The organism is Streptomyces lydicamycinicus (genome assembly GCF_000829715.2).
Classification (GTDB): domain Bacteria; phylum Actinomycetota; class Actinomycetes; order Streptomycetales; family Streptomycetaceae; genus Streptomyces; species Streptomyces lydicamycinicus.
This window is the reverse complement of the sequence record NZ_BBNO01000003.1, coordinates 213073-236348: the sequence shown is the minus strand read 5'-3', so window position 1 is coordinate 236348 and position 23276 is coordinate 213073. Positions and strand designations below refer to the sequence as shown.

At 71.2% G+C, this 23276-nt stretch carries 23 protein-coding genes; 11 read left to right on the top strand and 12 right to left on the bottom strand.

Annotated elements, in window-relative coordinates; genetic code table 11:
- The first annotated feature begins 53 nt into the window (after positions 1-53).
- From TU31_RS09950 to TU31_RS09940, 3 genes are all read left to right on the top strand, one after another.
- Positions 54-1688 carry an FAD-dependent oxidoreductase gene (locus TU31_RS09950; RefSeq protein ID WP_042153680.1) on the top strand — a complete coding sequence of 545 codons (1635 nt, stop codon included), beginning with the start codon at positions 54-56 and terminating at the stop codon, positions 1686-1688.
- A 233-nt stretch (positions 1689-1921) separates the two neighbouring features.
- A complete protein-coding gene (locus tag TU31_RS09945; protein ID WP_042152329.1) occupies positions 1922-2233 on the top strand; it encodes a hypothetical protein in 312 nt (103 codons plus the stop codon).
- On the top strand, positions 2193-2681 hold the full coding sequence (locus tag TU31_RS09940) for a glutathione peroxidase (protein ID WP_078885674.1): 489 nt from the start codon (positions 2193-2195) through the stop codon (positions 2679-2681). Before TU31_RS09945 ends, TU31_RS09940 begins: the two co-directional genes overlap by 41 nt.
- Before the next feature lie 59 nt (positions 2682-2740).
- Here TU31_RS09940 and TU31_RS09935 read toward each other — a convergent pair whose 3' ends face one another.
- Positions 2741-3130: an STAS domain-containing protein gene (locus TU31_RS09935; RefSeq protein WP_052718874.1), complete on the bottom strand. Its 390-nt coding sequence runs from the start codon at positions 3128-3130 to the stop codon at positions 2741-2743.
- 624 nt (positions 3131-3754) lie between these two features.
- On the opposite strand from TU31_RS09935, the gene TU31_RS09930 reads away from it, so the two are divergent.
- From TU31_RS09930 to lnt, 4 genes are all read left to right on the top strand, one after another.
- Positions 3755-5275 (top strand): GAF domain-containing protein, encoded by a 1521-nt coding sequence (locus TU31_RS09930; protein WP_052718873.1) that lies wholly within the window; start codon positions 3755-3757, stop codon positions 5273-5275.
- A 116-nt stretch (positions 5276-5391) separates the two neighbouring features.
- Positions 5392-7335 (top strand): ABC transporter ATP-binding protein, encoded by a 1944-nt coding sequence (locus TU31_RS09925; protein WP_042152321.1) that lies wholly within the window; start codon positions 5392-5394, stop codon positions 7333-7335.
- Between the two features lie 60 nt (positions 7336-7395).
- A complete protein-coding gene (locus tag TU31_RS09920) occupies positions 7396-7878 on the top strand; it encodes a nuclear transport factor 2 family protein (RefSeq protein ID WP_042152319.1) in 483 nt (160 codons plus the stop codon).
- Between the two features lie 119 nt (positions 7879-7997).
- Positions 7998-9530 carry an apolipoprotein N-acyltransferase gene (gene lnt, locus TU31_RS09915; RefSeq protein ID WP_042152316.1) on the top strand — a complete coding sequence of 511 codons (1533 nt, stop codon included), beginning with the start codon at positions 7998-8000 and terminating at the stop codon, positions 9528-9530.
- Here the strand turns inward: lnt and TU31_RS09910 are convergent.
- Together TU31_RS09910 and TU31_RS09905 are read right to left on the bottom strand one after the other, a co-directional pair.
- Positions 9499-10407, bottom strand: coding sequence for a Gfo/Idh/MocA family protein (locus tag TU31_RS09910; protein ID WP_042152313.1), 909 nt, complete (start codon positions 10405-10407; stop codon positions 9499-9501). The two genes, lnt and TU31_RS09910, sit on opposite strands and share 32 nt — an antisense overlap.
- Positions 10404-11648 carry an FAD-dependent monooxygenase gene (locus tag TU31_RS09905; protein ID WP_042152310.1) on the bottom strand — a complete coding sequence of 415 codons (1245 nt, stop codon included), beginning with the start codon at positions 11646-11648 and terminating at the stop codon, positions 10404-10406. The genes TU31_RS09910 and TU31_RS09905 overlap by 4 nt, the downstream gene beginning before the upstream one ends.
- 86 nt (positions 11649-11734) lie before the next feature.
- Between TU31_RS09905 and TU31_RS09900 the strand changes: the two genes are divergently transcribed.
- A complete protein-coding gene (locus TU31_RS09900; RefSeq protein ID WP_042152306.1) occupies positions 11735-12370 on the top strand; it encodes a TetR/AcrR family transcriptional regulator in 636 nt (211 codons plus the stop codon).
- Between the two features lie 38 nt (positions 12371-12408).
- On the opposite strand, the gene TU31_RS09895 is transcribed toward TU31_RS09900, so the two are convergent.
- The 9 genes from TU31_RS09895 to TU31_RS38510 all read right to left on the bottom strand — a co-directional run bounded on the left by TU31_RS09895 (position 12409) and on the right by TU31_RS38510 (position 19655).
- Positions 12409-12948: a hypothetical protein gene (locus TU31_RS09895; protein ID WP_078885673.1), complete on the bottom strand. Its 540-nt coding sequence runs from the start codon at positions 12946-12948 to the stop codon at positions 12409-12411.
- 126 nt (positions 12949-13074) lie between these two features.
- Positions 13075-13743 (bottom strand): uracil-DNA glycosylase, encoded by a 669-nt coding sequence (locus tag TU31_RS09890; RefSeq protein ID WP_042153675.1) that lies wholly within the window; start codon positions 13741-13743, stop codon positions 13075-13077.
- 123 nt (positions 13744-13866) lie between these two features.
- The gene (locus tag TU31_RS09885; RefSeq protein WP_042152300.1) at positions 13867-14832 is read right to left on the bottom strand and encodes an aldo/keto reductase; all 966 of its coding nucleotides are present in this window, start codon (positions 14830-14832) and stop codon (positions 13867-13869) included.
- A gap of 121 nt (positions 14833-14953) precedes the next feature.
- On the bottom strand, positions 14954-15724 hold the full coding sequence (locus TU31_RS09880; RefSeq protein ID WP_042152297.1) for an SDR family oxidoreductase: 771 nt from the start codon (positions 15722-15724) through the stop codon (positions 14954-14956).
- A gap of 29 nt (positions 15725-15753) precedes the next feature.
- The gene (gene fabG, locus TU31_RS09875; RefSeq protein ID WP_042152294.1) at positions 15754-16515 is read right to left on the bottom strand and encodes a 3-oxoacyl-ACP reductase FabG; all 762 of its coding nucleotides are present in this window, start codon (positions 16513-16515) and stop codon (positions 15754-15756) included.
- Between the two features lie 243 nt (positions 16516-16758).
- Positions 16759-17190: a DUF3037 domain-containing protein gene (locus tag TU31_RS09870; protein WP_042153671.1), complete on the bottom strand. Its 432-nt coding sequence runs from the start codon at positions 17188-17190 to the stop codon at positions 16759-16761.
- Complete coding sequence (locus TU31_RS09865; protein ID WP_042152292.1) at positions 17151-17975, bottom strand: HipA family kinase; 825 nt, start codon at positions 17973-17975, stop codon at positions 17151-17153. The genes TU31_RS09870 and TU31_RS09865 overlap by 40 nt, the downstream gene beginning before the upstream one ends.
- 539 nt (positions 17976-18514) lie before the next feature.
- Positions 18515-19255, bottom strand: a complete 741-nt coding sequence (locus TU31_RS09860; protein WP_042152289.1) for a class I SAM-dependent DNA methyltransferase — start codon at positions 19253-19255, stop codon at positions 18515-18517.
- A gap of 178 nt (positions 19256-19433) precedes the next feature.
- The gene (locus tag TU31_RS38510; protein ID WP_042152287.1) at positions 19434-19655 is read right to left on the bottom strand and encodes a DUF7489 domain-containing protein; all 222 of its coding nucleotides are present in this window, start codon (positions 19653-19655) and stop codon (positions 19434-19436) included.
- 66 nt (positions 19656-19721) lie between these two features.
- On the opposite strand from TU31_RS38510, the gene TU31_RS37925 reads away from it, so the two are divergent.
- The 3 genes from TU31_RS37925 to TU31_RS09845 all read left to right on the top strand — a co-directional run bounded on the left by TU31_RS37925 (position 19722) and on the right by TU31_RS09845 (position 23198).
- Positions 19722-20090, top strand: coding sequence for a lantibiotic dehydratase (locus tag TU31_RS37925; RefSeq protein ID WP_107070659.1), 369 nt, complete (start codon positions 19722-19724; stop codon positions 20088-20090).
- Between the two features lie 1033 nt (positions 20091-21123).
- Positions 21124-22089 (top strand): cucumopine synthase-related protein, encoded by a 966-nt coding sequence (locus TU31_RS09850; protein WP_042152284.1) that lies wholly within the window; start codon positions 21124-21126, stop codon positions 22087-22089.
- Positions 22086-23198, top strand: a complete 1113-nt coding sequence (locus TU31_RS09845) for an NAD(P)/FAD-dependent oxidoreductase (protein WP_042152281.1) — start codon at positions 22086-22088, stop codon at positions 23196-23198. The genes TU31_RS09850 and TU31_RS09845 overlap by 4 nt, the downstream gene beginning before the upstream one ends.
- Positions 23199-23276 lie beyond the last annotated feature (78 nt).

Below are 23276 nucleotides of genomic sequence, written 5' to 3'. Positions count from 1 at the left end.
GCCGGGCATTCGTGCTCCATCTGCCGTACACGCCCCTGGAGCTGGAGCACGCAATGAATCCCACCGCCGAAGACCGGGTTCCGGTACTCATCGTGGGCGGGTCCCTGGTCGGCCTGTCCGCCTCGCTGTTCCTGGGACGTCTGGGTGTCCGACATCTGCTGGTCGAGAAGCACTCGGACACCTCCCGCCACCCGCGCGGGCGGGGGAACAACGTCCGCACCATGGAGCTGTACCGGGTGGCCGGTGCGGAGCAGCGGATCCGCGAGGCCGCGTCCACGCTCGCCGACAATCACGGCATTCTCCAGGCGCGTTCGCTCACCGGTGACGAACAGGAGTGGCTGTTCAAGGAGATCGACCCGGGCGGCGGGCTGGCCAAGTTCAGCCCGTCCGCCTGGTGCCTGTGCAGCCAGAACGACCTGGAGCCGGTGCTGGTGCGCTGCGCCCGTGAGCACGGTGGTGACCTGCGGTTCTCCACCGAGCTGAGCTCCTTCGAACAGGACGCGCAGGGCGTGACCGCGGTCCTGAGGAACCGGGAGACCGGTGAGCAGCGCACCGTCCGCGCGGACTACCTGATCGCGGCCGACGGCCCGCGCAGCCCGGTACGGGAGCGGCTGGGCATCGGCCAGACGGGGCCCGGCGACCTGTTCCACAACGTGAGCATCACCTTCCGCGCGCCGGCCCTCGCGGACGCCGTGGGCGACCGCCGCTTCATCGCCTGCTACTTGACCAACCCCGAGGCCGACGGCGCCCTGCTGCCGGTGGACAACCGGGCCGAGTGGGTCTTCCACGCCCCGTGGCACCCGGACCGGGGCGAGACCCTGGAGGACTTCACCGACGAGCGGTGCATCGACCACATCCGCCGGGCAACGGGCGTACCGGGCATGCCGGTTGAGATCACCGGCAAGGCGCCGTGGCACGCCGCGGAGCGGGTCGCCGAACGGTACGCGGCCGGCCGGGTCTTCCTCGCCGGCGACTCGGCCCACGAGATGTCCCCCACCGGGGCGTTCGGCTCCAACACCGGCATCCAGGACGCGCACAACCTCGCCTGGAAGCTGGCCGCCGTGCTGAACGGCTGGGCGAGCCCCGAGCTGCTGGCGTCGTACGAGGCGGAGCGGCAGCCGGTGGCGCGGGAGACCAGTGCGCGCGCCTCGGCCCGCTCCGCCGAGCACAGCCACCCGGGGTACGTCCCGGCGCCCGGTGCGGGCGGCGGCCGGCAGCGCGGGGTGCTCACCGTGGCCCTGGGGTACTGCTATCCGCACGGTGCGGTCGTCGGCGCCGATCCCGAGCTGCCGGTGGTGCCCGACCAGATGCGGCTGACCGGCGAACCGGGCACCCGCGCCCCGCACATGTGGCTGCACGCGGCCGGCGAGCGCCGCTCGACCCTCGATCTGTACGAGAAGTCCTTCGTCCTGCTGACCGGCACGGACGGGGAGATGTGGCGCACCGCGGCCAAGGGCGCCAACGAGGAGTTCGCCCTGGGGCTCAAGTGCTACATGATCGGCACCGGCCCGAACGATGACATGGCCCCCGAAGAGGGCGCCGACTGGGCCGAGAAGCACGGGACGACGCCGGAGGGCGCGGTGCTGGTGCGCCCCGACGGTTTCGTCGCATGGCGGGCCGAGGGCCGGGTGGCCGACCCCGAGGCGGCGCTCCGGGAGGTCCTCGCCTCGCTGCTGTGCCGGAGCTGACCGGACCGGCCCGCCCCCGCCCGGACCGACGGGCAGGGGCCGGCCCGCGAGGCACACGAGGCTGCTGAGGATGGAGGGGCCGGCGGGACATCCGCCGGCCCCTCCGTCGGTTGTCCGGCCGGTCCCGTCGGCGCGCGAACGTATCTTCTGCCCGTCACCACCGCAGGGGCATCTGAGGGCCCTCCCGGCCGCGTCCCGCAACTCGGGGAAGCGATTTCCGGTTGAGTCCGGGCATGGACGCCAAGAAGCCCGCCGCGCACCCCTTTCAGCGCATCGCGCTCCCCCGCCAGCCGCCGCCGCTGCCGCCGCCCGCTCCGCAGGCGCGCCGCCCGGCCGAGGAGGGCACGCCGATCTTCGACCAGCTGCTCAAGGAGTGGCGCTCGGGGGAGCTGCGGCCGGTGGTGTCCTGGCCGGTGGACGATCCGGGGAAGATCAGAGCGGGCTCCGCTGTTGGGACCGATGATGGCCGTCCCTATCCGCGGAACCGCGACGAGGAGCATGACCGTGAGTCTGTACGACATCCCCCTGCGCACCCTGACCGGTGAGCCCGCTTCACTCGCCGACTACCGGGGCAAGGCCCTGCTGGTGGTGAATGTGGCGTCCAAGTGCGGGCTGACCCCGCAGTATTCGGGCCTGGAGCGGCTCCAGCAGCGTTACGGGGACCGTGGCTTCAGTGTGCTGGGCTTCCCCAGCAACCAGTTCGCGGGCCAGGAACCGGGCACCGCCGAGGAAATCGCCACCTTCTGCTCCGCGACGTACGGCGTGAGCTTCCCGCTGTTCGAGAAGACGGAGGTCAACGGCGCGGACCGGCATCCGCTGTATGCGGAGCTGACGGGCACCGAGGACACCGAGGGGACGGCCGGCGACGTCCAGTGGAACTTCGAGAAGTTTCTGATCGATGCCGACGGCACGGTGGCGGGCCGCTTCCGGCCGCGGACCGAGCCGGAGGCCGAGGAGCTGGTCACCGCCATCGAGGCGGTCCTGCCGGGCTGATCCGATGACCGCGCCGCCGGTCCCGCGGGGGCGGGCGGCGGCGTACCGGAGGGCGCCGGTCAGGCAACGGCCGTACCGGCGCCGTCCGTGACCTCAGCCGATCCGGCGGTGCCGGCGGCCGGTTCCTCGGCGGCCTCCTCGTCGGACACGATCTCGAAGGTGCCGTTCAGCCCGGTCATACGCAACAGCCGCGCGACGCTTCCACCGTGGGTGACCCCGGTCAGCCGCAGCCGGCCGCCGCGCTGCCGGGTGCGGTAGCGGGCGCGGCTGAGCAGCGACAGACCGGCGCAGTCGATGAACGTCACCGCGCGCACATCGAGCAGGAGATCACTGCCCTGGACACCGGTGAGGTCGTCCAGCCGGTCGGACAGCACCGACACGGCGAGGATGTCCAGCTCACCGCGGAGTTCCAGGACGGTCGTGCCGCCCGCCGCGTGGCTGGGTCCCACAAGTCTCGGGTAGTACTGACCTTCATCCATCGGCCCGGCCCACTTTCGTGCCGAGGCGCGGGATATGGCCACGCGTCTGCGGCGGAGACGTTCGGTAGGTGTGGGGGGCGCCCGGCGCATTCCGGGCGGGTCGGCCCGTTTCCGGGTCGTAGGTGGTGTGGTGGTGTGTCGGCTGTGTTCCTGCGTTTCTGCTGCTGTCCGTAGTTGTCTACGGCTTACCCGCAGGCCGCGGCCTCCAAGTCCCAGCGACCGGGACATCTACAGGTTGTCTCAAAGTCGACCCTCGCGGGTGTGGCCGATATAAGTGCCCTCGGGCCTGGTCCCCGGGGCGGGGCAAGGCCGACCGCGGTTTCGCGCAGGTCGCCGGTCATTCGCCCGGGCGGCGCGCCACGTACACCCGCGAGGACCGCGGACACCGTGCGGCCGGAAATCGCGGCTACCGGCGCCGTCGGGGCCGCGCGCCGGCCCGGCGACCGAACGGCGGTCCGGTCCGGCCCGGCACCCCCGCGACCGGCCCCTGATCGCCGCCCGAGCACCCCGCCCGGGGCCTCGCCGGACGCCTCGCCCGGACCGCCCTAATGGCACGCTTTCGGGCGAATTAGACTGGGCGAATCGCCGGAAAGTGTGAGGTGTGCCCTGAAGCCGTCGGATCCCGCTGGAGATCTCCCCGAACGGACCGCGCAGCGCCTGCCCGCGCCGGCCGGGGGGCCGGTCTCCGGGCTTCCGCAGCTGGGGGAAGAGCGGAGCGCGGTCGGCTCCGACCATGATCTTCGGCGTGCGCTGGACCGTATCGCCGAGGCCGCCGTCTCCCTCACGGGTGCGCACCGTGCCGCGGTCGCCCTCCATGACGTGGACGGCGGCGGGACGGGTGAGCTGATCACCCACGGCGTCTCCCCCGGGGCCGGGTCGCCCGCCGGAGCCTCGCTGGAGGTGCCCATCCAGGTGGAGGGGGAGGTGTGCGGCACGCTGTATCTCGCGGGGAAGGGCGACGGCGAGGAGTTCGGCGACGGGGACCGGCATCTGGCGCGGGTGCTGGCCGCCGAGGCCGGGCTCGCCCTGAACAACGCCCGGATGCACGCGGCCGCCCGGCAGCGACGACGCTGGATCGAGGGCGCGGCTTCCGTAACCACGGCGCTGCTGGCCGAGCCCGGGACCCGCTCCTCGGCCACCCACGCCCTCACCGTCGTCGCGGAGCAGGGCCGGGAGCTGGCCGAGGCGGCGACCGGAGCGGTGCTGCTGCCGCACGCCGAGGGCGGTATGGAGGTGGTGGCGATCTCCACCGTGCTGTCGGAGGACGTACGGACCGAGGCATTTCGCGGCTGGATACCGCCCGCGAGCCCGGTGCTCCAGCAGCTGGACGCCGGGCTGGCGGTCTTCTCCGACGACTTCGCCGCCGACCCCCGCTCGGTCTCCCCGCTGTCGCGCCACTACGGCCCGACGATGCTGCTGCCGCTGCGCAGCAACGGCCGGGTGCTGGGCGCCCTGGCGCTGTGCCGGATGTCCGGCGACCGCCGCTTCAGCCATACCGAACGCACGCTGGGAACCCAGTTCGCCGCCCAGGCCGCGGTGGCGCTGATGCTCGTCGACCGGCACCGGGACCGCGAGCGGCTCGCCGTCTTCGAGGACCGCGACAGGATCGCCCGCGATCTGCACGATCTGGTCATCCAGCGGCTGTTCGCCACCGGAATGGTGCTGGAGACCGCCCGGCGCAAGGCGCTGTTGCCGGAGGTGCGGGAGGGGCTCGGCGAGGCGATCGATGAGCTGGACGCGACGATCCAGGAGATCAGGACGGCGATCATCGCGCTCCAGCAGGGGCCGTCGGAGGCGCCGCCCGGCCTCCGCACCCGGGTGCTGCGTGCGGCCGGCGCGGCGCTCGGCGGCCGCCCGTCGGTGCAGTTCGTCGGCCCGGTCGACGCGCGGGTCGACGAACGGACCGGCCGGGAGCTGCTGGCCGCGCTCGACCGGGCGCTGACGGCAGTGGGGGCGCCGTCGCTGCCGCCCCGGGTGTCGGTCGTCGTGGACACCACCGCCACCCTGCCCGACGGCCGTCCGGGCGTACGGCTGACGGTGCGGTCCCCGGACGGCTCGCACCCGCCCGTGACCTGGGAACATCCGCTCGGCGGCCACTCCGGCCCCGGCATCTGACGGGTGAGTACACCGGAATGGCTTGACCTCAAGATTGGTTGAGGTTCTAGGTTCCTTTATGTCGCCGGTCACTCACGGCGATCCCGTGACGCGACCCCGGCACCCTGGAGGCCACGATGGACATGGAAGTCACCGCCTGGCACGCCCTGCACAGTTCGATGACCGCGCAGCAAGGACGGCGCCGCTTCTCCCGCGGCACCCTGCGCCGCATCACGGCGTTCGCCCGCCCGCACCGCCGCCACCTGGTGTGGTTCCTCGTCCTGAGCACGGTGACCGCGATGCTCGCGGTGGCCACCCCGCTGCTCGCGGGCCGGGTGGTGGACGCCATCGTGGGCGGCGACGCACCGTCCCTCGTCCTCCGCCTGTCCGGGCTGATCGCCGTCATCGCGGTCGCCGAGGCGGGCCTGGGGCTGGTGACCCGCTGGCTGTCGGCGAGCATCGGCGAGGGGCTGATCCTGGATCTGCGCACCGCGGTGTACGACCACGTCCAGCGGATGCCGATCGCCTTCTTCACCCGCACCCGCACCGGAGCGCTGGTCAGCCGGCTCAACAACGATGTGATCGGCGCGCAGCGGGCGTTCAGCGACACCCTGTCCGGGGTCGTCAGCAATATCGTGACGCTGCTGCTCACCCTCGGGGTGATGATCGGCCTGTCCTGGCAGATCACCCTGATCGCGCTGGTGCTGCTGCCGGTGTTCGTGCTGCCCGCCCGCCGGGTCGGCCGGCGGCTGGCGGATCTGCGCCGGGAGGGCGCCGACCACAACGCGGCGATGGGCACCCAGATGACCGAGCGGTTCTCCGCGCCGGGTGCCACCCTCGTCAAACTGATGGGCCGTCCGGCCCGGGAGTCCGCCGAGTTCGCCACCCGTGCCCGCCGGGTGCGCGACATCGGGGTCCGTTCGGCCATGGTCCAGACGTACTTCGTCACCGCCCTCACCCTGGTCTCCGCCCTGGCGCTGGCCGTCGTCTATGGTCTGGGCGGCTTCCTCGCCCTGCGCGGACAGCTGGAGCCCGGCGCGATCGTCTCGCTCGCCCTGCTGCTCACCCGGCTCTACGCCCCGCTGACCGCGCTGTCCGGCGCCCATATCGAGGTGATGAGCGCGCTGGTCAGCTTCGAGCGGGTCTTCGAGGTGCTCGACCTCAAGCCGCTGATCACCGAGAAGCCGGACGCCCGGGCGGTCCCCGAGGGCCCGGTGTCCGTGGAGTTCGACTCCGTACGCTTCGGTTATCCGTCCGCCGACAAGGTCTCGCTGGCCTCCCTGGAGGAGGTCGCCACCCTCGACACCCGCGGCGGCGAAGAGGTCCTGCACGGCATCTCCTTCCGCGCCGAACCGGGCCAGATGGTCGCCCTGGTCGGCTCGTCGGGTGCCGGGAAGTCGACGGTGGCCCAGCTGCTGCCGCGGCTCTACGACACCGACACGGGGGCGATCCGGCTCTCCGGGGTGGACGTCCGCGATCTGACCGCGGCCTCGCTGCGCGACGTCCTCGGGATGGTCACCCAGGACGGGCATCTCTTCCATGACTCGATCCGCGAGAATCTGCTGCTGGCCAAGCCGGAGGCGACCGAGGCGGAGCTGTGGGACGCGCTGCGCCGGTCCCGTCTGGAGGAGCTGATCGCCGGACTTCCCGACGGGCTGGACACCGTCGTCGGCGAGCGCGGATACCGCCTGTCGGGCGGCGAGCGCCAGCGGCTGACGATCGCCCGGCTGCTGCTCGCCCACCCCCGGGTGGTGATCCTGGACGAGGCCACCGCCCACCTGGACAACACCTCCGAGGCGGCGGTGCAGGAGGCGCTCACCGAGGCGCTGGAGGGCCGTACCGCACTGGTCATCGCCCACCGGCTGTCGACCGTACGGGCCGCGGATCTGATCCTGGTGGTCGAGGGCGGGCGGATCGTCGAGCGCGGGACGCACGAGACGCTGCTGGCGGCCGACGGGCGCTACGCGGAGCTGTACCGGACCCAGTTCACCGACTCGGAGGACCGGCACACCGCCGCCGCGGAAGCCGGGCGCGCGGACGCCGGCCCGGATCTGCTGCCGGAGTCGGCGCTGGTGAACTGACGCCGCGCCGGTGGACCCCCGCCTCTTGGCGGGGGCCGCGGTATGCCGAAAACTGAGGCGATGACGCAGCGCGCGGAACACTCCACGCTCATGGACCGCCTCGCCATCGACGATCTGATCACCGGGTACGCCATCGCCGTGGACGACGGCGACTGGCCCGGCTATCTGGCCCTGTTCACCCCGGACGGCCGGGCCGACTACCGCTCCGCGGGCGGCATCGAGGGCGGTGCCGAGGAGATGGCGGCCTGGCTCGCCGAGATGCTGCGGCACTTCGCGATACGGCAGCATCTGATCGTCAACCGCCGGGTCACCCTCGCCCGGCGGGACGGGGCCCCCGGCGACACGGCCACCGTCCAGGCCGACTACCTCAATCCGATGCGGCTCGCCGGCCCCGCTTCGGACGCCGGGGGCGGGCCGACCGCCCCCAACTACACCTGTGCCGGCCGCTATGAATTCGCCGCCCGCCGCACCACCGACGGCTGGCGGCTGACCGGGGTCGTCGTCCACGAGAAGTGGCGGCAGGTGCAGCCGGTGGCGGACTGAGGGCCGCACCGTCCGTCGCGATCCGGTATCGGCCGTTGCGGCGACAACCCCTTTCCTTGATCGGCACACCCGCGCACACTGGCCGTCCGACCGGCGAAACCGGCACCAGGGAGCCCGGCATGGACAGACCGCTCGGCGGGCAGCCGCGGTGGCTGGGCTCCCCCTGGTCACGGGGCGTCGCCGCCGCGCTCGCCGGAGCGGTACCGGCCCTGACCTTTCCCGTCCCGTCCTGGTGGTGGCTGGCGTATGCCGCCCTGGTGCCCTGGCTGCTGCTGGTGCGGACGGCCCCGACGTACGGGCGGGCGGCGCTGGACGGCTGGTTGGGCGGCACCGGCTTCATACTCGCCGTTCACCAGTGGCTGCTGCCGAGCCTGCATGTCTTCATCCTCGTGCTCGCCCTGCTGCTCGGTGCGCTCTGGGCGCCCTGGGGGCTGCTGGTGCGGGCGCTGCTGGGCGGTGCACCCGGCGCGGGCCGGTGCGCCGCCGCGCTGGTGCTGGTGCCCTCGGGCTGGCTGATGGTCGAACTGGTGCGGTCCTGGGAGTACTTGGGTGGCCCGTGGGGGCTGCTGGGCGCCAGCCAGTGGCAGGTGCCGCCCGCGCTGCGGCTGGCCTCGGTCGGCGGGGTGTGGCTGGTCAGCCTGCTGATCGTGGCGGTGAACACCGCACTGGCCGAGCTGATCGCCCGCCCGGCGGCCCGGCTGCCCGCCGTCGCCGGGCTGCTGGTGTGCGCGCTGGCGGTCACCGCGGCCTGGTTGTGGGCACCGCTCCCCCGCCCCGCCGGTACGGTACGGATCGCCGTCGTCCAGCCCAACCTGACCGGCACCCCGGCGGAACGGCTGGCCCGGAGCGAGGCACTCACCCGGTCGCTGGCGGGCCGCGGGGTGCGCCTGGTCGTCTGGGGCGAGAGCAGCCTCACCCAGGACCCGGCGGACCGCCCGGCGCTCGCCGAACGCCTCGCCGCCCTCTCCCGGCAGACCGGCGCCGAGCTGCTGATCAACGCCGACTCCGCGCACGCCGAGCGGCCGGGCATCTCCAAGAGCGCGGTCCTGATCGGGCCGGACGGACCGACCGGGGAGCGCTACGCCAAGATGCGGCTGGTGCCCTTCGGCGAGTACATCCCGTTCCGGTCCGTGCTCGGCTGGGCGACCCGGGTGGGCAAGGCCGCCCCGACCGACCGGCTGCGCGGCACCGCCACGGTGGTGATGCCGGTCGCCTCCGCGGGCGGACTGCGCGTGGGGCCGCTGGTGTGCTTCGAGAGCGCCTTCCCCGACATGAGCCGCCATCTGGTGCGCGACGGTGCGCAGGTGCTGATCGCCCAGTCCTCGACCTCGACCTTCCAGGAGAGCTGGGCGCCCGCGCAGCACGCCTCGCTGGCCGCGCTGCGCGCCGCGGAGAACGGGCGGCCGATGGTGCACGCCACCCTCACCGGCATCAGTGCCGTCTACGGCCCACGGGGCGAGCAGATCGGCGAGCGGCTCGGCACCGACCGCAGCGCGGCGGCCGTCTACGACCTGCCGCTGGCCGAGGGCACCACCCCGTACACCCGGTTCGGCGACTGGGCGGTGTACGGGGCGGTCGGCGCGCTGGTGCTCGCCGGCGGGTACGCGGGGCTGCGGGCGCTCAGCAGTCGGTCTGCGCGAGCGCCTCGGTGACGACCCGTTCGCACAGTTCGTGGGTGCGCAGCGCGTCCTGGGCGGACGGCTGCCGGCCGGCCCGTACCTCGTCCAGGAACGCCAGGACGATCTGCTCGATACCGCGCTGGCGGGCGACCGGCACCCAGTCGCCGCGGCGCCGGACGCTCGGCTGCCCCTTGTGGTCGATGACCTCGGCGAGATTGACGACCTGGCGCTTGGTGTCCTGCCCGGAGACGTCGAGGATCTCCTCCGTGGAGCCACTGAGGCGATTCATGGTGCCGATCGCGGTGAAGCCGTCGCCGGACAGCTGAAGCACGACATGCTGCATCAGCCCCTCGCGGATCCTGGCCCGCACATCGATGTGGTCGACCTCCCCGGGGACGAGGAACCGCAGGGTGTCGACGACATGGATGAAGTCGTCTAGCACCAGGGTGCGGGGGTCCTCGGGCAGGCCGATGCGGTTCTTCTGCATCAGGATCAGATCGCGGGCGTGCTCACGGCACTGGGCGTAGGCGGGCGCGAAGCGGCGGTTGAAGCCGACGGTGAGGCCCACCCCGCGCTCCTCGGCGAGCGAGACGATGCGCCGGGACTCGGCCAGCTCGTAGGCGATCGGCTTGTCGACATAGGTCGGTACGCCGGCCTCGATCAGCCGGGTCACGATCTCGGGGTGGGCGGAGGTGGCGGCGTGCACGAAGGCGGCGTCCAGGCCGGCGGCGAGCAGCGAGTCCAGGTCCGGGTGGAGCTGGGCCGCGGGCAGCCGGTGGGTGGCGCCGACGCGTTGCAGGGTGGCCGGGGTGCGGGTGTGCAGATGCAGTTCGAGCCCCGGTTGTGTGCCCAGGACGGGGAGGTACGCCTTCTGGGCGATGTCGCCGAGTCCGATGCAGCCGACCTTCACTCATGCTCCTTGGGTTGTGCCGCGTTGGGGGTGGCCTGCGTGCCGGAAGCATACGTGTCGGTCGGCGGCCGCCAGTCGGCGATCCCGTCCATGGTCCGCAGCGCCAGATCCGGTGCCAGGCGTGCGGGGACGGCCATCAGGGCGGCGCGCAGGGCGCAGGCCGGCCGGGAGCGCCAGGTGGTCAGCCGGCCGATCCGCTCGGCCCGGCGGACCACGTCCATGGTGCGCGGCAGCCGCTGGCGGGTGTACGCGGTGAGCGCGGCGGCGAGCCCGGCGTCCGGCGCGGCCAGGTGGGCCAGCACGACGGCGTCCTCGATGGCCTGGCAGCCGCCCTGGCCGAGGTTGGGGGTCATCGGATGGACGGCGTCGCCGAGCAGGGCGACCCGGCCCCGGTGGAAGGCGGGCGGTGCGGCGGCCGCGGTGTACACATCGTTGCGGAGCACCGCGGCGGGGTCGACGGCGGCCAGGAGGTCAGGGATGGGGTGGTGCCAGGAGCCGAAGCGGCGCAGCAGTTCGGCCCGTTCGCCGTCGGGGGCCCGGCCGCCGGGCGGCACGGCCGCGGTGGCGTAGGCGTAGACCCGTCCGTCGTGCAGCGGCTGGGTGCCCCATACGCCGCCGGGGCCCCAGGTCTCATGCGCGGCGAAGGGGCGGTCGGGCGCGGGGGCGATGAGGCGCCAGGCGGTGAAGCCGGCGTAGCGGGGTTCGGGGTGGCCCGGGAAGAGGGCGCGGCGGACGGCGGAGTGGATGCCGTCGGCGGCGACGACGAGGTCCGCGGTGAGCTCCTCGACACCTGCCGCCCCGTGGATCCGCACCCGCGCCGGACGGCCGTCCGGCCGGGCATCACCCGGGTCGGCCAGGGTGGCCGCGGCGGCATTGCGTACCGCGCCCTCGGGCAGCCGGCCGGCGAGCAGTGCGACCACTTCGGCGCGGTGGGCGACCACCACCGGGCCGCCGTAGCGTCGGACGGCCGCGGCCTGATCCATACGGGCCAGCCGGCGCCCCCCGGGCAGCCGGAGTTCCGCCGCGGTCTGCGCGGGGGCCAGGGCGCGGATGCCGTCGCCCGCGCCCAGGGTGTCCAGGGCGCGCTGGGCGTTGGGGGCGAGTCCGATGCCCGCACCTACGGGTTCCAGGGCGGCGGCGCGCTCCAGGACGGTGACCGACCAGCCGCGGCGGTCCAGTGCCAGCGCGGCGGTGAGTCCGCCGATTCCGCCGCCGATGACGAGCGCGGTGTGCTGCCGCATACGGCCTCCCGTGTCGCGGTTCAACTACATATGTAGTTGCCCTTGCCGGCGAGACTACACCTGTAGTCGGCGGCTAGGCTCCCGGTATGAACGCCCGCAGTGACCGCACCCCGGCACCCGCCGCCGTCCCCCGCCATGAGCTGATCGCCGACGCGGCGCTGACGCTGCTCGCCGAGCGCGGGATGCGCGGGCTGACCCACCGGGCCGTGGACGAGGAGGCCGGGCTGCCGCAGGGCTCCACCTCGAATGTCGCGCGCACCCGGGCGGCCCTGCTGGAGGCCGCGGTGCGGCGGCTGGCGGAGCGGGAGATGGCGGTGCTGACGGCGCGGGAGCGACCCGCGGCGGCGCGGGCCGAGGCGGGCTCCGGGGCCGAGGACACCGGGGCGGCGGTCGCCGAGGCGCTCTCGCTGGCGCTGCACCGCTACCTCTCCCGGCACCGTGAGCTGCTCCTCGCCCGGTACGAACTGGCCCTGGAGGCCACCCGCCGGCCCGAGCTGCGGGCGGTCTACGACCGGGCCGGCCGGGCCTTCCGGGAGCCGATGGCGGCGATGCTGGCGGCGGCGGGGTCCGCCGATCCCGAGCGGCATGCGATGAACATGGTGGCCTGGTGCGACGGGATCCTGTTCTCCTGCACCGCGGGGCAGTTCCACGCGGCCGTCCCCACCCGCGCCGCACTGCGCACCTCCTGCGCGGAGCTGCTCGACGGGATGCTGCGGGGGTGAGGTGCCTCCGCGGTGGCCGAGCCCCTCGGCGCCACGCCCTACGGCGTGTGCCCCGCCGCCCGGTCGATCCGCAGCTGGAGCCGTTCGATCGCGTCCCGGAGGCCCTGGCGGTATTCGCCGTCGGCGAGGGCGTTGACCGAGGCCCTCGCGCGCCGCAGCTGGGCACGGGCGTCGGCCGGCCGGTCGAGCGCGGCGTAATCGGCCGCGATATTGAGATGCAGGGAGGGGAAGAACGCGCGGAGCGCGACGAGGGGGTGGCGGGGGCCGGGGCCGTCGGCCACCCGGGACTCCCCCGGCGTGGCGGCGGAGCCCGCGGGCCGCTCGGTGACAAAGCCCTCGGCCGCCTCCAGGGCCCGGAGATCCCAGTCGAGTTCGTCCCGGGGGTCGTCCTGGGTGTCGGCCATGTAGTGGGCGAGGGTGCAGCGGTGGAAGGCGTCTCCGTGCGGCCCGATCTCGTGCCACAGCGCCGAGAGACGGTTGCGTGCCTCTTCCCGGTCGCCGCCGCGATGCAGCATGATCGCCTGGCCGATCCGGGTCAGCACCCCGTCCTCGGGCGTCGCCTCCCGCCGCGCTTCCACCACTGCACTCCCGTATCCGCTCACACCATCGGTGGCCCGTTCCCTCGACGCTAACCGCCGGACGGGAGCTGCGCGCGGTGTGTGCGACGCACCGGGTGGTCCGACCCGCCACCCGGGCCCGCCGACTCAGCCCAGGTCAGGGATGCGCCAGTCGATCGGGGCATGGCCCTGCGCGGCGACCGCCGCGTTGATCTGGGTGAAGGGGCGGGAGCCGAAGAACTTCTTCGCCGACAGCGGGGAGGGGTGTGCGCCCTGCACCACGGCGTGCCGCTCCTCGTCGATCAGCGGCAGCTTCTTCTTGGCGTAATTCCCCCACAGCACGAAGACCGCCGGGTCCGGCCGGGAGGCCACCGCACGGATCACCGCGTCGGTGACCTTCTCCCACCCCTTGCCCTTGTGGGAATTGGCCTCGGCCTCGCGGACCGTCAGGACGGCGTTCAGCAGCAGCACACCCTGCTGGGCCCACGGCATCAGATAGCCGTTGTCCGGGACCGGGTGGCCCAGCTCCTCCTTCATCTCCTTGTAGATGTTCCGCAGCGACGGCGGCGTCTTCACGCCGGGCTGCACGGAGAAGCACAGGCCATGGCCCTGCCCCGCACCGTGATACGGGTCCTGGCCCAGGATGAGCACCTTCACCTGGTCGTAAGGCGTCGCCTCCAGCGCCGCGAAGACCTGCTCGCGGGGCGGATAGACCGGGCCATTGGCCCGCTCCTGCTCGACGAAGTCGGTCAGCTCCTTGAAATAGGGCTTCTCCAACTCCTCGCCGAGGACCCCGCGCCAGGACTCGGGCAGCATGTCGGTCACCACGTCAACAACCTCCGGTGTGCGTTGCGTTCTCAGTCCCCGAACCTACCGGCGACCACTGACAACGCCGTCCGCGGGCCGGGCGGGACGGCCCGGAAGCCGCGGTCCACCCCCTCAGGCGGTGTCGAGACGGGCGCGCTGGACGGCGTCCAGCCGCAGATCGAGCGCCGCCAGACATTCGTCCAGCTGCGCCACAGAGCTCACGCCGACCACCGGCACCACGGGAACCGCGTCGCCCATCAGCCACGCCAGCACCACCTGGTTCACCGTGGCCCCGCACTCCGCGGCGACCTCCGCCAGCACCCGCAGCCGTGCCACCGAGCCGGGATGGTCGTAGCGCTCCGGCAGCGGTCTGTCCGTACGGGAGTAGGCACCCGCCATCAGCGTCCCATAGCCGGTCAGCGTCAGACCGGGGTGTGCCGCCGCGTAGTCGAGGAGCTCCTCGTCGGCCTCACCCTGCATGTCGGGCGGCAGGCCCCGGCGCGGCCGCAGATAGGTGTGCCGCTGCTGTACGGCGCGGAAGCCGGGCAGCCCGCGGCCGGCGGCGGTGTGCCGGGCCTCGGCGAGCCGCCAGGTCCGGTGACCGCCGGCCCCGAGGGCCCCCACGGTGCCGTCCTGGACGAGGCCGGCCAGCGCCTCGACGGTCTCGTCCAGGGGGACGTGGCGGTCCTCCGGGTGCGCGTAGTAGAGATCCACCCGGTCGGTGCCCAGACGGCGCAGACTGCCGTCGATCCCGGCACGGACGGCCGCCCGGCCCAGGCCCTCGGCATTGGCGGGCCATGCGCTGCCGCGGGCCGGGTCGGGCCGGGCGCCGACCTTGGTGGCCACGACCGTACGGCCGGCCGCGCCCCGGCTGCGCAGCCAGCGGCCGAGCAGCAGCTCGCTCTCGTCGCCGGTGGCGCCGGGGATCCAGCAGCCGTAGTGGTTCGCGGTGTCGACGAAGGTGCCGCCGGCCTCGGCGAAGCGGTCCAGGACGGCGAAAGCGGTCGGCTCGTCGACGGTGGTGCCGAACGGCAGCGTCCCGAGACACATCGCGCTGATGCGGGGGCCCTGGTCGCCGCCGAGCGTGCGGTAGTGCATGGCATGTCTCCCTGACAGGTCGGCTGACGCGCGTGGTGCCGGCCCTGATGAGGACCGGCACCACGGACTCTGCCTCTTGGAGCGCACACCAAGGCAAGCCGCGCGGGCCCGCCCGGTGCCGTCAGGCCCCGGCGTTGAGGAACAGACCGCCGTCGACGACCAGCGTCTGGCCGGTGATCCAGCCCGAGGCGTCGGACAGCAGGAAGGCCGCGGCCCCACCGATGTCCTCCGGGACGCCGAGCCGCGCCAAGGGGTAGCCGGCCGCCGCCTCCTCCTCGCGGTTCTCGTAGAGCGCCGCCGCGAACTTGGTCTTGACCACCGCGGGCGCGATGGAGTTGACCCGCACGCCCGGCGCGAACTCGTGGGCGAGTTGCATCGTCAGGTTCACCATCGCGGCCTTGCTGATCCCGTACGCGCCGATGAAGGGCGAGGGGGCGAGGCCGGCGATCGAGGCGATGTTGACGATCGCGCCGCCGTTGTCCTTCTGCCAGGCGTGCCAGGTGCGCTGCGCGAAGCCGAGCGCCGAGACGACGTTGGTCTCGAACACCTTGCGGGCGACGCCCAGGTCGAGGTCGGCGATGGGGCCGAACACCGGGTTCGTCCCGGCGTTGTTGACGAGGTAGTCCACGCGGCCGAAGGTCTCCATGGCGCGCTCGACGGCCACGGCCTGATGGGCCTCGTCGTGTGCCTTGCCGGCGACACCGAGCACCCGGTCGGCGCCCAGCTTCTCGGCAGCCTCCTTGAGGGCGTCCTCGTTGCGGCCGGTGATGACGACCCGGTCGCCGCGGGCCACCAGGGCCTCGGCGATGCCGTAGCCGATACCGCGGCTGGCGCCGGTGACCAGTGCCACCTTGCCGGTGGGCTCGGGGAGCCCGCTGTCCTGCTCGGTCATGTCCGAAACTCCTGAGGTCGGTGGGGCGGTCAGTTGAGCGGGCCGCCGGCGACGTACATGACCTGGCCGGAGACGAAGCCGGCCGCGTCGCCGGTGAAGAAGGCGATCGCGTTGGCGATGTCGTCCGGCCGGCCCACGCGCTGCACGGGGATCTGGGTGGCGGCCGCGGCCTGGAACTCCTCGAAGCCCATACCGACGCGCTCGGCGGTGGCGGCCGTCATGTCGGTGACGATGAAGCCGGGGGCGACGGCGTTGGCGGTGACGCCGAACTTGCCGAGTTCGAAGGCGAGGGTCTTGGTGAAGCCCTGGAGACCGGCCTTGGCCGCCGAGTAGTTGACCTGTCCGCGGTTGCCGAGCGCCGAACTGGAGGAGAGGTTGACGATCCGCCCGAACTTGGCGTCCACCATGTGCTTCTGGCAGGCGCGGGACATCAGGAACGCGCCGCGCAGATGCACGTTCATGACCGTGTCCCAGTCACTCTCGCTCATCTTGAACAGCAGGTTGTCGCGGAGCACACCGGCGTTGTTGACGAGGACGGTCGGCGCACCGAGCTCGGAGACGACCCGGGCGACCGCCGTCTCGACCTGCTCGGCGTCCGAGACGTCACAGCCGACCGCGATGGCCTTGCCACCGGCCGCGGTGATCTTCTCGACGGTGTCCTTGCAGGCCGCCTCGTCGAGGTCGAGTACGGCGACGGCACGGCCCTCGGCGGCCAGGCGTACGGCGGTGGCCGCGCCGATACCGCGGGCCGCGCCCGTGACGATGGCGACGCGCTGCTCGGTGGTGGACATGCGGGTTCTCCTCACCCTCGAAACCTCGACAAGCGGTCCGCCGCACCGATCCCGTGGGTGAGCAACCGCTTAGTAGCCTGAGCAGGGCTGACGCTAGAAGCCCGGCCACCCGCTGTCAACGCCCCACCACCGCGCCGTTGCCCACCCCACCTGTGAGACCGGGCCGGGCCCGGGCACTCCATGACGAAGCGCCCGGCCCGCCGGAAGGCGGTGCCGGGCGCCCGAACAGCGATCCGGTGCTCCTCAGCGCACCAGCAGCTCCACCAGCCGCTCGGCCTCGGCGGCGGGATCGGCGGTCAGACCGGTGTGCACCGGGCCCGGCTGCACGATGGTGCTGCGCGGGGCGATCAGCCAGCGGAAACGGCGTCCCGCGTCATCCCCCGCGGCCTGTCCGGCCCGCTCGCCCCCCTCACAGATCCCCTCGACGGCGCCGAGCGCGGCCCGTACACCGGCCACATCGACCGTGGGGTCAAGGGCCAGCAGCCGGGCCTCGTCCAGATAGGTCCTGGCCTCGACGAAGCGCCGGGCACTGCAGTACACGACCACCCCGGCATTGATCATCTCGCCGCGCTCCACCCGGGGTACGACCTTCAGCAGGGCGTACTCGAAGACGTCGCGGCCGTTGTGCAGTCCGGTCACTTCACTGCCCTCCGCGGCAGCTTCGCCGCCAGCCATTCCGGTGCTTGCGAGGGCTTGTCCCCGGAGGGCTCCCCGAGGGTGATGTGCTCACTGACCGTCCGGGCCCGGGCCAGCAGCGTGCGCACATACGCCTGGCGCAGCACGTCCGGGGAGTCAAAGCCCGGCTCGTCGGCCAGCCATTCGTCCGGGACATCCGCCGCGATCTCGGTCAGCAGCTCTTCGGTGATCTGTGGCGCGAACTCCTCGCCGGCCGCGGCGACGTCCGGCCCGAAGGTGGCGAGCACATGATCCGAGGCGTTGTACGGGCGCGCCGAAGCCTTCTCCGCGGTGGGCCAGTTGTGGTGCCAGATCATCGCCGCACCATGGTCGATCAGCCACAATTCGCCGTGCCACACCAGCAGGTTGGGGTTGCGCCAGGACCGGTCGACGTTGTTGATCAGCGCGTCGAACCACACCACACGCCCCGCCTCGCGGGCACTCACCTCGAAGGCCAGCGGGTCGAAACCCAGCGATCCGGGAAGGTAATCCATCCCCAGATTGAGCCCACCACTGCTCTTCAGCAGCTCCTGAACCTCCTGGTCGGGCTCGCTCAGCCCGATGACGGGGTCGAGCTGCATCTGCACCAGCTCCGGCACCCGCAGCCCGAGCCGGCGCCCCAGCTGCCCGCAAATGATCTCGGCCACGAGCGTCTTGCGCCCCTGCCCGGCACCGGTGAACTTCATGATGTAGGTGCCGAGATCGTCGCCCTCGACGATCCCCGGCAGCGACCCGCCCTCACGCAAGGGCGTGACATAACGAGTCGCGGTGACTTCTGGCAGCATATTCCCAGGCAATCCGAGTCGTGAACCTTGCAATCGATGACTAATGGCGGGCAAGCGCGAGGGAGAAAGTCGGCCTCGATCAGCCCTGGGGGAGGTTCTGGGGAGTTTCGACCGGCACGCTCGTCTCCCTGCCTCCCCAGCAGTCCGTCAATGACCGTGCGGCCCTTGCTTCCTGCCTCCGGGCCTGAAGTGAGCATAGTGACTAAGCGTGACAGTCGGCGAGAAGCGCCCGAGCCATCGCGCCGGCGTCACCACCGACTCCCCCGCCTCCAGCACGATCACCACGGAGGTGTGCCGCAGCACGTGAAAACCGTCCCCCGGAGCCGCCTCCCACTGCCAGGGTCTTGCCCCTTGGCGCGCGGCGGGATGATGCCGGCCCCGGCCAACGCCACGGTTTCCCAGTATGCGCATTCCGCGTGTGCGCGGCCACGGCATTATTGGAGCCGCTGCTCCCCGAGGCCGAGCGCCGGGCCCGGCATCCCGGACGCAAGCGGCATCCGGACCTGATGTTCCAGGGACCCTCGGCCCGGTGGTCGGCCTCAGGTGGGCTTGCGCCATACGGAGACGTGCTTCGCGGAGTCCTGGGTGAACGGCGCCCCGTCCCAGCCCGCGACGCGACGCTCCAGCTCGAGCCCGGCGATCCGGGCCATCAGGTCGAGCTCCGCCGGCCAGGCATACCGGTGCCGGGAGTTGCCGCGGCGGTAGTGGCCATCGTCGCCGTCGCGGGTGAAGTGGTGCGAGACGAGAATCTGCTCTACCAGGTCGAAGGTGTCAAAGCCGAGATGTTGCTCCGAGACGTCGAACGGCACCGCGACCTGGCCGGGCGGCAGCCACCGCAGCGGCGGCACGCCCAGCTCGATGACGAATCGGCCGCCGGGCCCCAGATGACGTGCCGCGTTGCGGAAGCACTCGACCTGCTCGTCCTGCGTGAGCAGGTTGGTGATGGTGTTGTAGACGAGATAGACCAGGGTGAACTCGCCGGGGACGACAGTGGTGGCCATGTCCCCGATGGCCACCGGGAGCGCGTCCTCGTCGATCTTGCGCCGCAGGACCGCTGCCATGTGCTCGGACAGCTCGATGCCCACCACCGGTACGCCGCGTTCCCGGAGCGGAACGCCCACTCGTCCGGTTCCGATGGCGAACTCCAGTGCCCGGCCCTCTCCGGCGAGCTCGGCGAGGAAGGTGAGGGTCGGTTCGAGAACGGCGGCCGAGGACATCTCGCTCTCCTCGGCGTCATAGCGGTCGGCGGTCGCACGGGTCCACAGCTCACTGCTCGTCACGGGCAGCCACTGTGCCGGGTCTTGAGGGCGCTGTCGACTGTCGCCGATGAGATCCCGCCCGAGTCGGTAGCGGTGAGCGACCGCACCCGCAGCAGCCCGGCGCACCCGGGCCGGGTTCAGCCTGTCGAGGTCCGACGCGCCGCCGTACCCCACGAGCAGCCGATGATTCAGGTCATCGCTACCCCCTGACCGGGTCGGCGCCCGGCCGCTTGACGATCCGATCGTCGACCGCGATCGCCTTCCAGAGCCGGCGGCTGATCCGGACCTTCACCGCTTCGCCGTCGGCAAGGCGGACCTCGACGAAGTGGTACATATTCGAGCCGTCGAGCATGCCCCGGGATCTCTTGATGACGATGCCTTCCCAGGAGTCATCTCGTCCAACTTTGCGAGATTTGAACATGATGCGAAGCCTACGAGGGGCGGCGGCCGCCCGGCAGGGCCATGAGTCGCCTCCTGGGGATGACATATGTCCTGCCAGGTGGTGGCCCCGTCGACGCCGTCCATGAACACAGCTCCGCCAAGTAGCGGCTCCACGGGAACCAGGGTCGGCCTTCCGTACTCACGCGACCCCAACCCCAGCAGCCTGGGGCTGCCGTCACCTCGGCGCTACGATGCCGGCCTGTTCGCCGGTGGGGGCGAGGGGTTTCCGGCCGCGAGCGTGCGGATAGGAGCGGCGCTGGAGATGTTCCACGGCGCCCCCGCCTGGCGGACCTACCGCCACCGCGTCCTGGAGCACTACGGGCCGCACATGCTGGTCCCGCTATTGGAGTGCACCTACCCGGTCACCGGCATCGGCCTGCCGGACGGCTGCCACACATCCACCAGCGCTGCATGAGCCACCTTGAGTCGAATTCGATGCGAAGGGTTGACCAGTTGATCCTGACATGTATTCTCTAATTGCGACACGGCATCACTTAAAAAGACCTCGGCAGCTTGGGGGATGCTTGTTAGACCGGTTCGGTTGGCAGCTGCAAGTTAGTAATCCAGTTACTGTTAGTGGATATCTCTATAACAAACGAGGCTTACCTTCACGGGGTACACGGTTTCATCAGCGGGCCTGCGCATCACCGCATAGCCGTTGAAGTGCTTACTCTTCCCTCGACGCACCGAAGAGGTGATCACGTAAAGATATCCCCAGGCAATCTGGGGTACGGCATTTCGGCATGACTTGTGATGCCGGCATGCGCGACAATATCCTTGAAAGTTTTGCTAAAAATTGCGTAGAGCCTGCCATTTATGCAGGGCTAGAAAAATTTTCACGCCCATTCCCGAGCAGCATAAATGGCTAATGAAGCGTGTCGCTGACCAGCTGAATTCCCGGCATGCGACTGAGCGAATCTCATCGTTCCCGACGAAAGAACATGACCGCCGCCCGAAGGGATGACGCGGGCGGTATCTGGGGCGGGCCCTGGCGCCGTGGGGCCAGGTGCTCGTGAGACCGCCCGCCGCAACCGCTACGTCAATGAGGGCATCGATGCCCTCGCCGCGCCGGCCCCCGTGCCTGGCCGACGCCCTCGCCGCCTCGGGGAAACGCGGCGCCTGCTGCTGGACGGCGCCGTGATGTCCGCCTGACGCTGCACCAGCCTGGCCACCGAGGCAGCCCCGCAACGGCTGGGAGAAGCCGGACAATACCGCCCTCGCACGCCTGCGAGTTCCCGCAAAAAAAAGCGGTCCTTCACCCAGCTCAAGAGCTGGCCGCGTGCTGCACAAAATCCGCATCAGTCCCGGACGGGTCACCGCCCTGCTGCATGCGCTCCTCGCCATCAACCCGCAACAGCAACAGCCCTCACTCGCAAGGACGTAGATGAGATCTGCTCACTGAGCCCTATGAGTCAGCGGCGACATCTCACTGAACGAAGGGGAAAGTCTTGACTGAAACGTTTTCCGGTCGGCATATCGAGATCGCCTGGCCCGACCTGGGTATCACCGTGACCGCGGAACTCGACGGTCGCAACACTGAACTCGCCGACGCACTGTGGGAGGCGTTGCCCTACCAGAGTCTCCAGGGTCACGCACTGGTGGCGGGACAGCATCTATATCACGCGGCGCCGATACCGTCGCTGCTGCATCTGTCCGCGTCTACGCGGATCGCAGATCGACGCGAGGCGCCCGACGGGACCGTATTCTGCTCCGCGCTACAGCATTTAGGCATCAAGTACGGCACGTTGACCGAACCGATGCCGGCGTCCCCGGTGGGCCGGATCCGGCAGGAGGATATGCCCGCACTGCTGGAGGCCGGGAAGGCGATCTGGGATTCGGTCTATTCGACGAAGAAGCCGATCCTGGCGGAGGTCCGCAAGGCGGGTACCGAAGGCGGCCACCGTATTCCGCAATTGACCGCCGCAGATCCCGACGCGAGCCGTCTCATCCACGACGTGTACACCGCGACCGAGCGGGCTTGGCTGTCGGCACCACAGGAGCTCGCTGATCTCCACGAGGGGGTGATCCCGTCCGGGGCAGGGAGTTTTGAGACGGTGTTACCCACTCTGTTGTTCGTCAACGGTGAGACCCGCCCGCTGGGGTATGCCACCTACGGTGGTCTGGTCCGGGCCGCGGTCCAGGGCATGCCGATGGATTCATTGCGTCACATGGCGCGCCTGCTGGTCGGCATTCCGGCCGAGTTTCTGGGTTACTGCGGCCTGGAACAGCTGTGGAGTTTCACCCAGCGCTTCCTGACCTGCCTCGACCAGCTCGATCGCGACGATTTCCTGAGTGTGGTGGGCCAACTGGCCCTCTACGTCAACTGTTTGGGCGGCTGGAATCTGCACCTGTACCCGTGGGACGCCGGAGATCACCTGCGCCAACTGCGCCCCAAGGAATCGGTCCAGTCATGAGCCAACTCCCCGAACGCACGGAGGCCGTCGTCATCGGCGGGGGCGTCATCGGCAACTCCATAGCGTGCCGGCTCGCCGAGGCAGGCATCGGTACCGTCCTGCTGGAGCGTGGCGCGCTCGGATCGGGATCGTCCGGGACCACTGCGGGCGTGGTGCGTACCTACTTTCCCGGCAACGCTCTCATCAGCAGTCTTGCCGTCCGGAGCCTGACGGCTTACCACGCCTTCACCGAACGGACCGGAATCGACCTCGGCTTGAAGCGCATCGGCTTACTCGTGCTGTTCACCGACGAACACCAGGTGCAGGACTTCCGGCACACCCAAGCTGCCCAGCAGGCAGCTGGCGTGGATGTCGCACTCGTGACCGCTGCTGAAGCAGCGCGGCTCAACCCGCTGGTCGACGAGCGGACCATCCTGGCGGCAGCCTGGTCGCCCGAGGCCTACGCCTGCGATCCCGCCGCGATCGTGCGCGGCTATGCCATAGCCGCCCAGCAGGCCGGCGCCCTCCTGCGCACGGAAACACCCGTCACCGGCATCGAGCCAGACGGGCGGGTCCACACGCCTGCGGGCAGCATCCGCGCCGACACCATCGTCTGCGCGGCAGGCCCCTGGGCGGGAACGGTCGCCGCCATGGCCGGCGTGCGCCTTCCTGTGACCACATACCCCGTCGAAATGCTCCTGACCGACACCCCCGGTAGTGCCCCGCGCAACGCGCTGCCGATGACCATGCACCCCTCCAGCCTGCGCATTCGAAGCTGGGGAGACCGCATTCTCGTCGGGATGGGCCGCCCCGCTCCGAACGAAACCCGACAGGCCTGGCTTCAACGGGTGTCACACCACCTCGGCACGACCTTCCCGACCCTCGCCGACAGCGGCCTCGAGAACGGGTGGAGCGGAGACCTCGATGTCAGTCCGGACGGGATGGCTTTCATCGGCCGCGATGGCTCCCGCCCGTTCCTGTACGCGGCTGGATTCTCCGGTCAGGGACTGTGCCAAGCGCCTGCCGCCGGAGAGATCATCCGAGACCTCGTGCTCGACAAGAAATCCTGGATCGACACGGCAGGCCTCTCCACCGCTCGCTGCCTCAGTGGTTCGGCCGAGGCCGGGTAGGACGGTCCACCAGGCGGCGGACGAAGGCTGCATTTTCGTCATCGACGTAGCAGTTGCCAGGCATTTGTTCAATTCTTT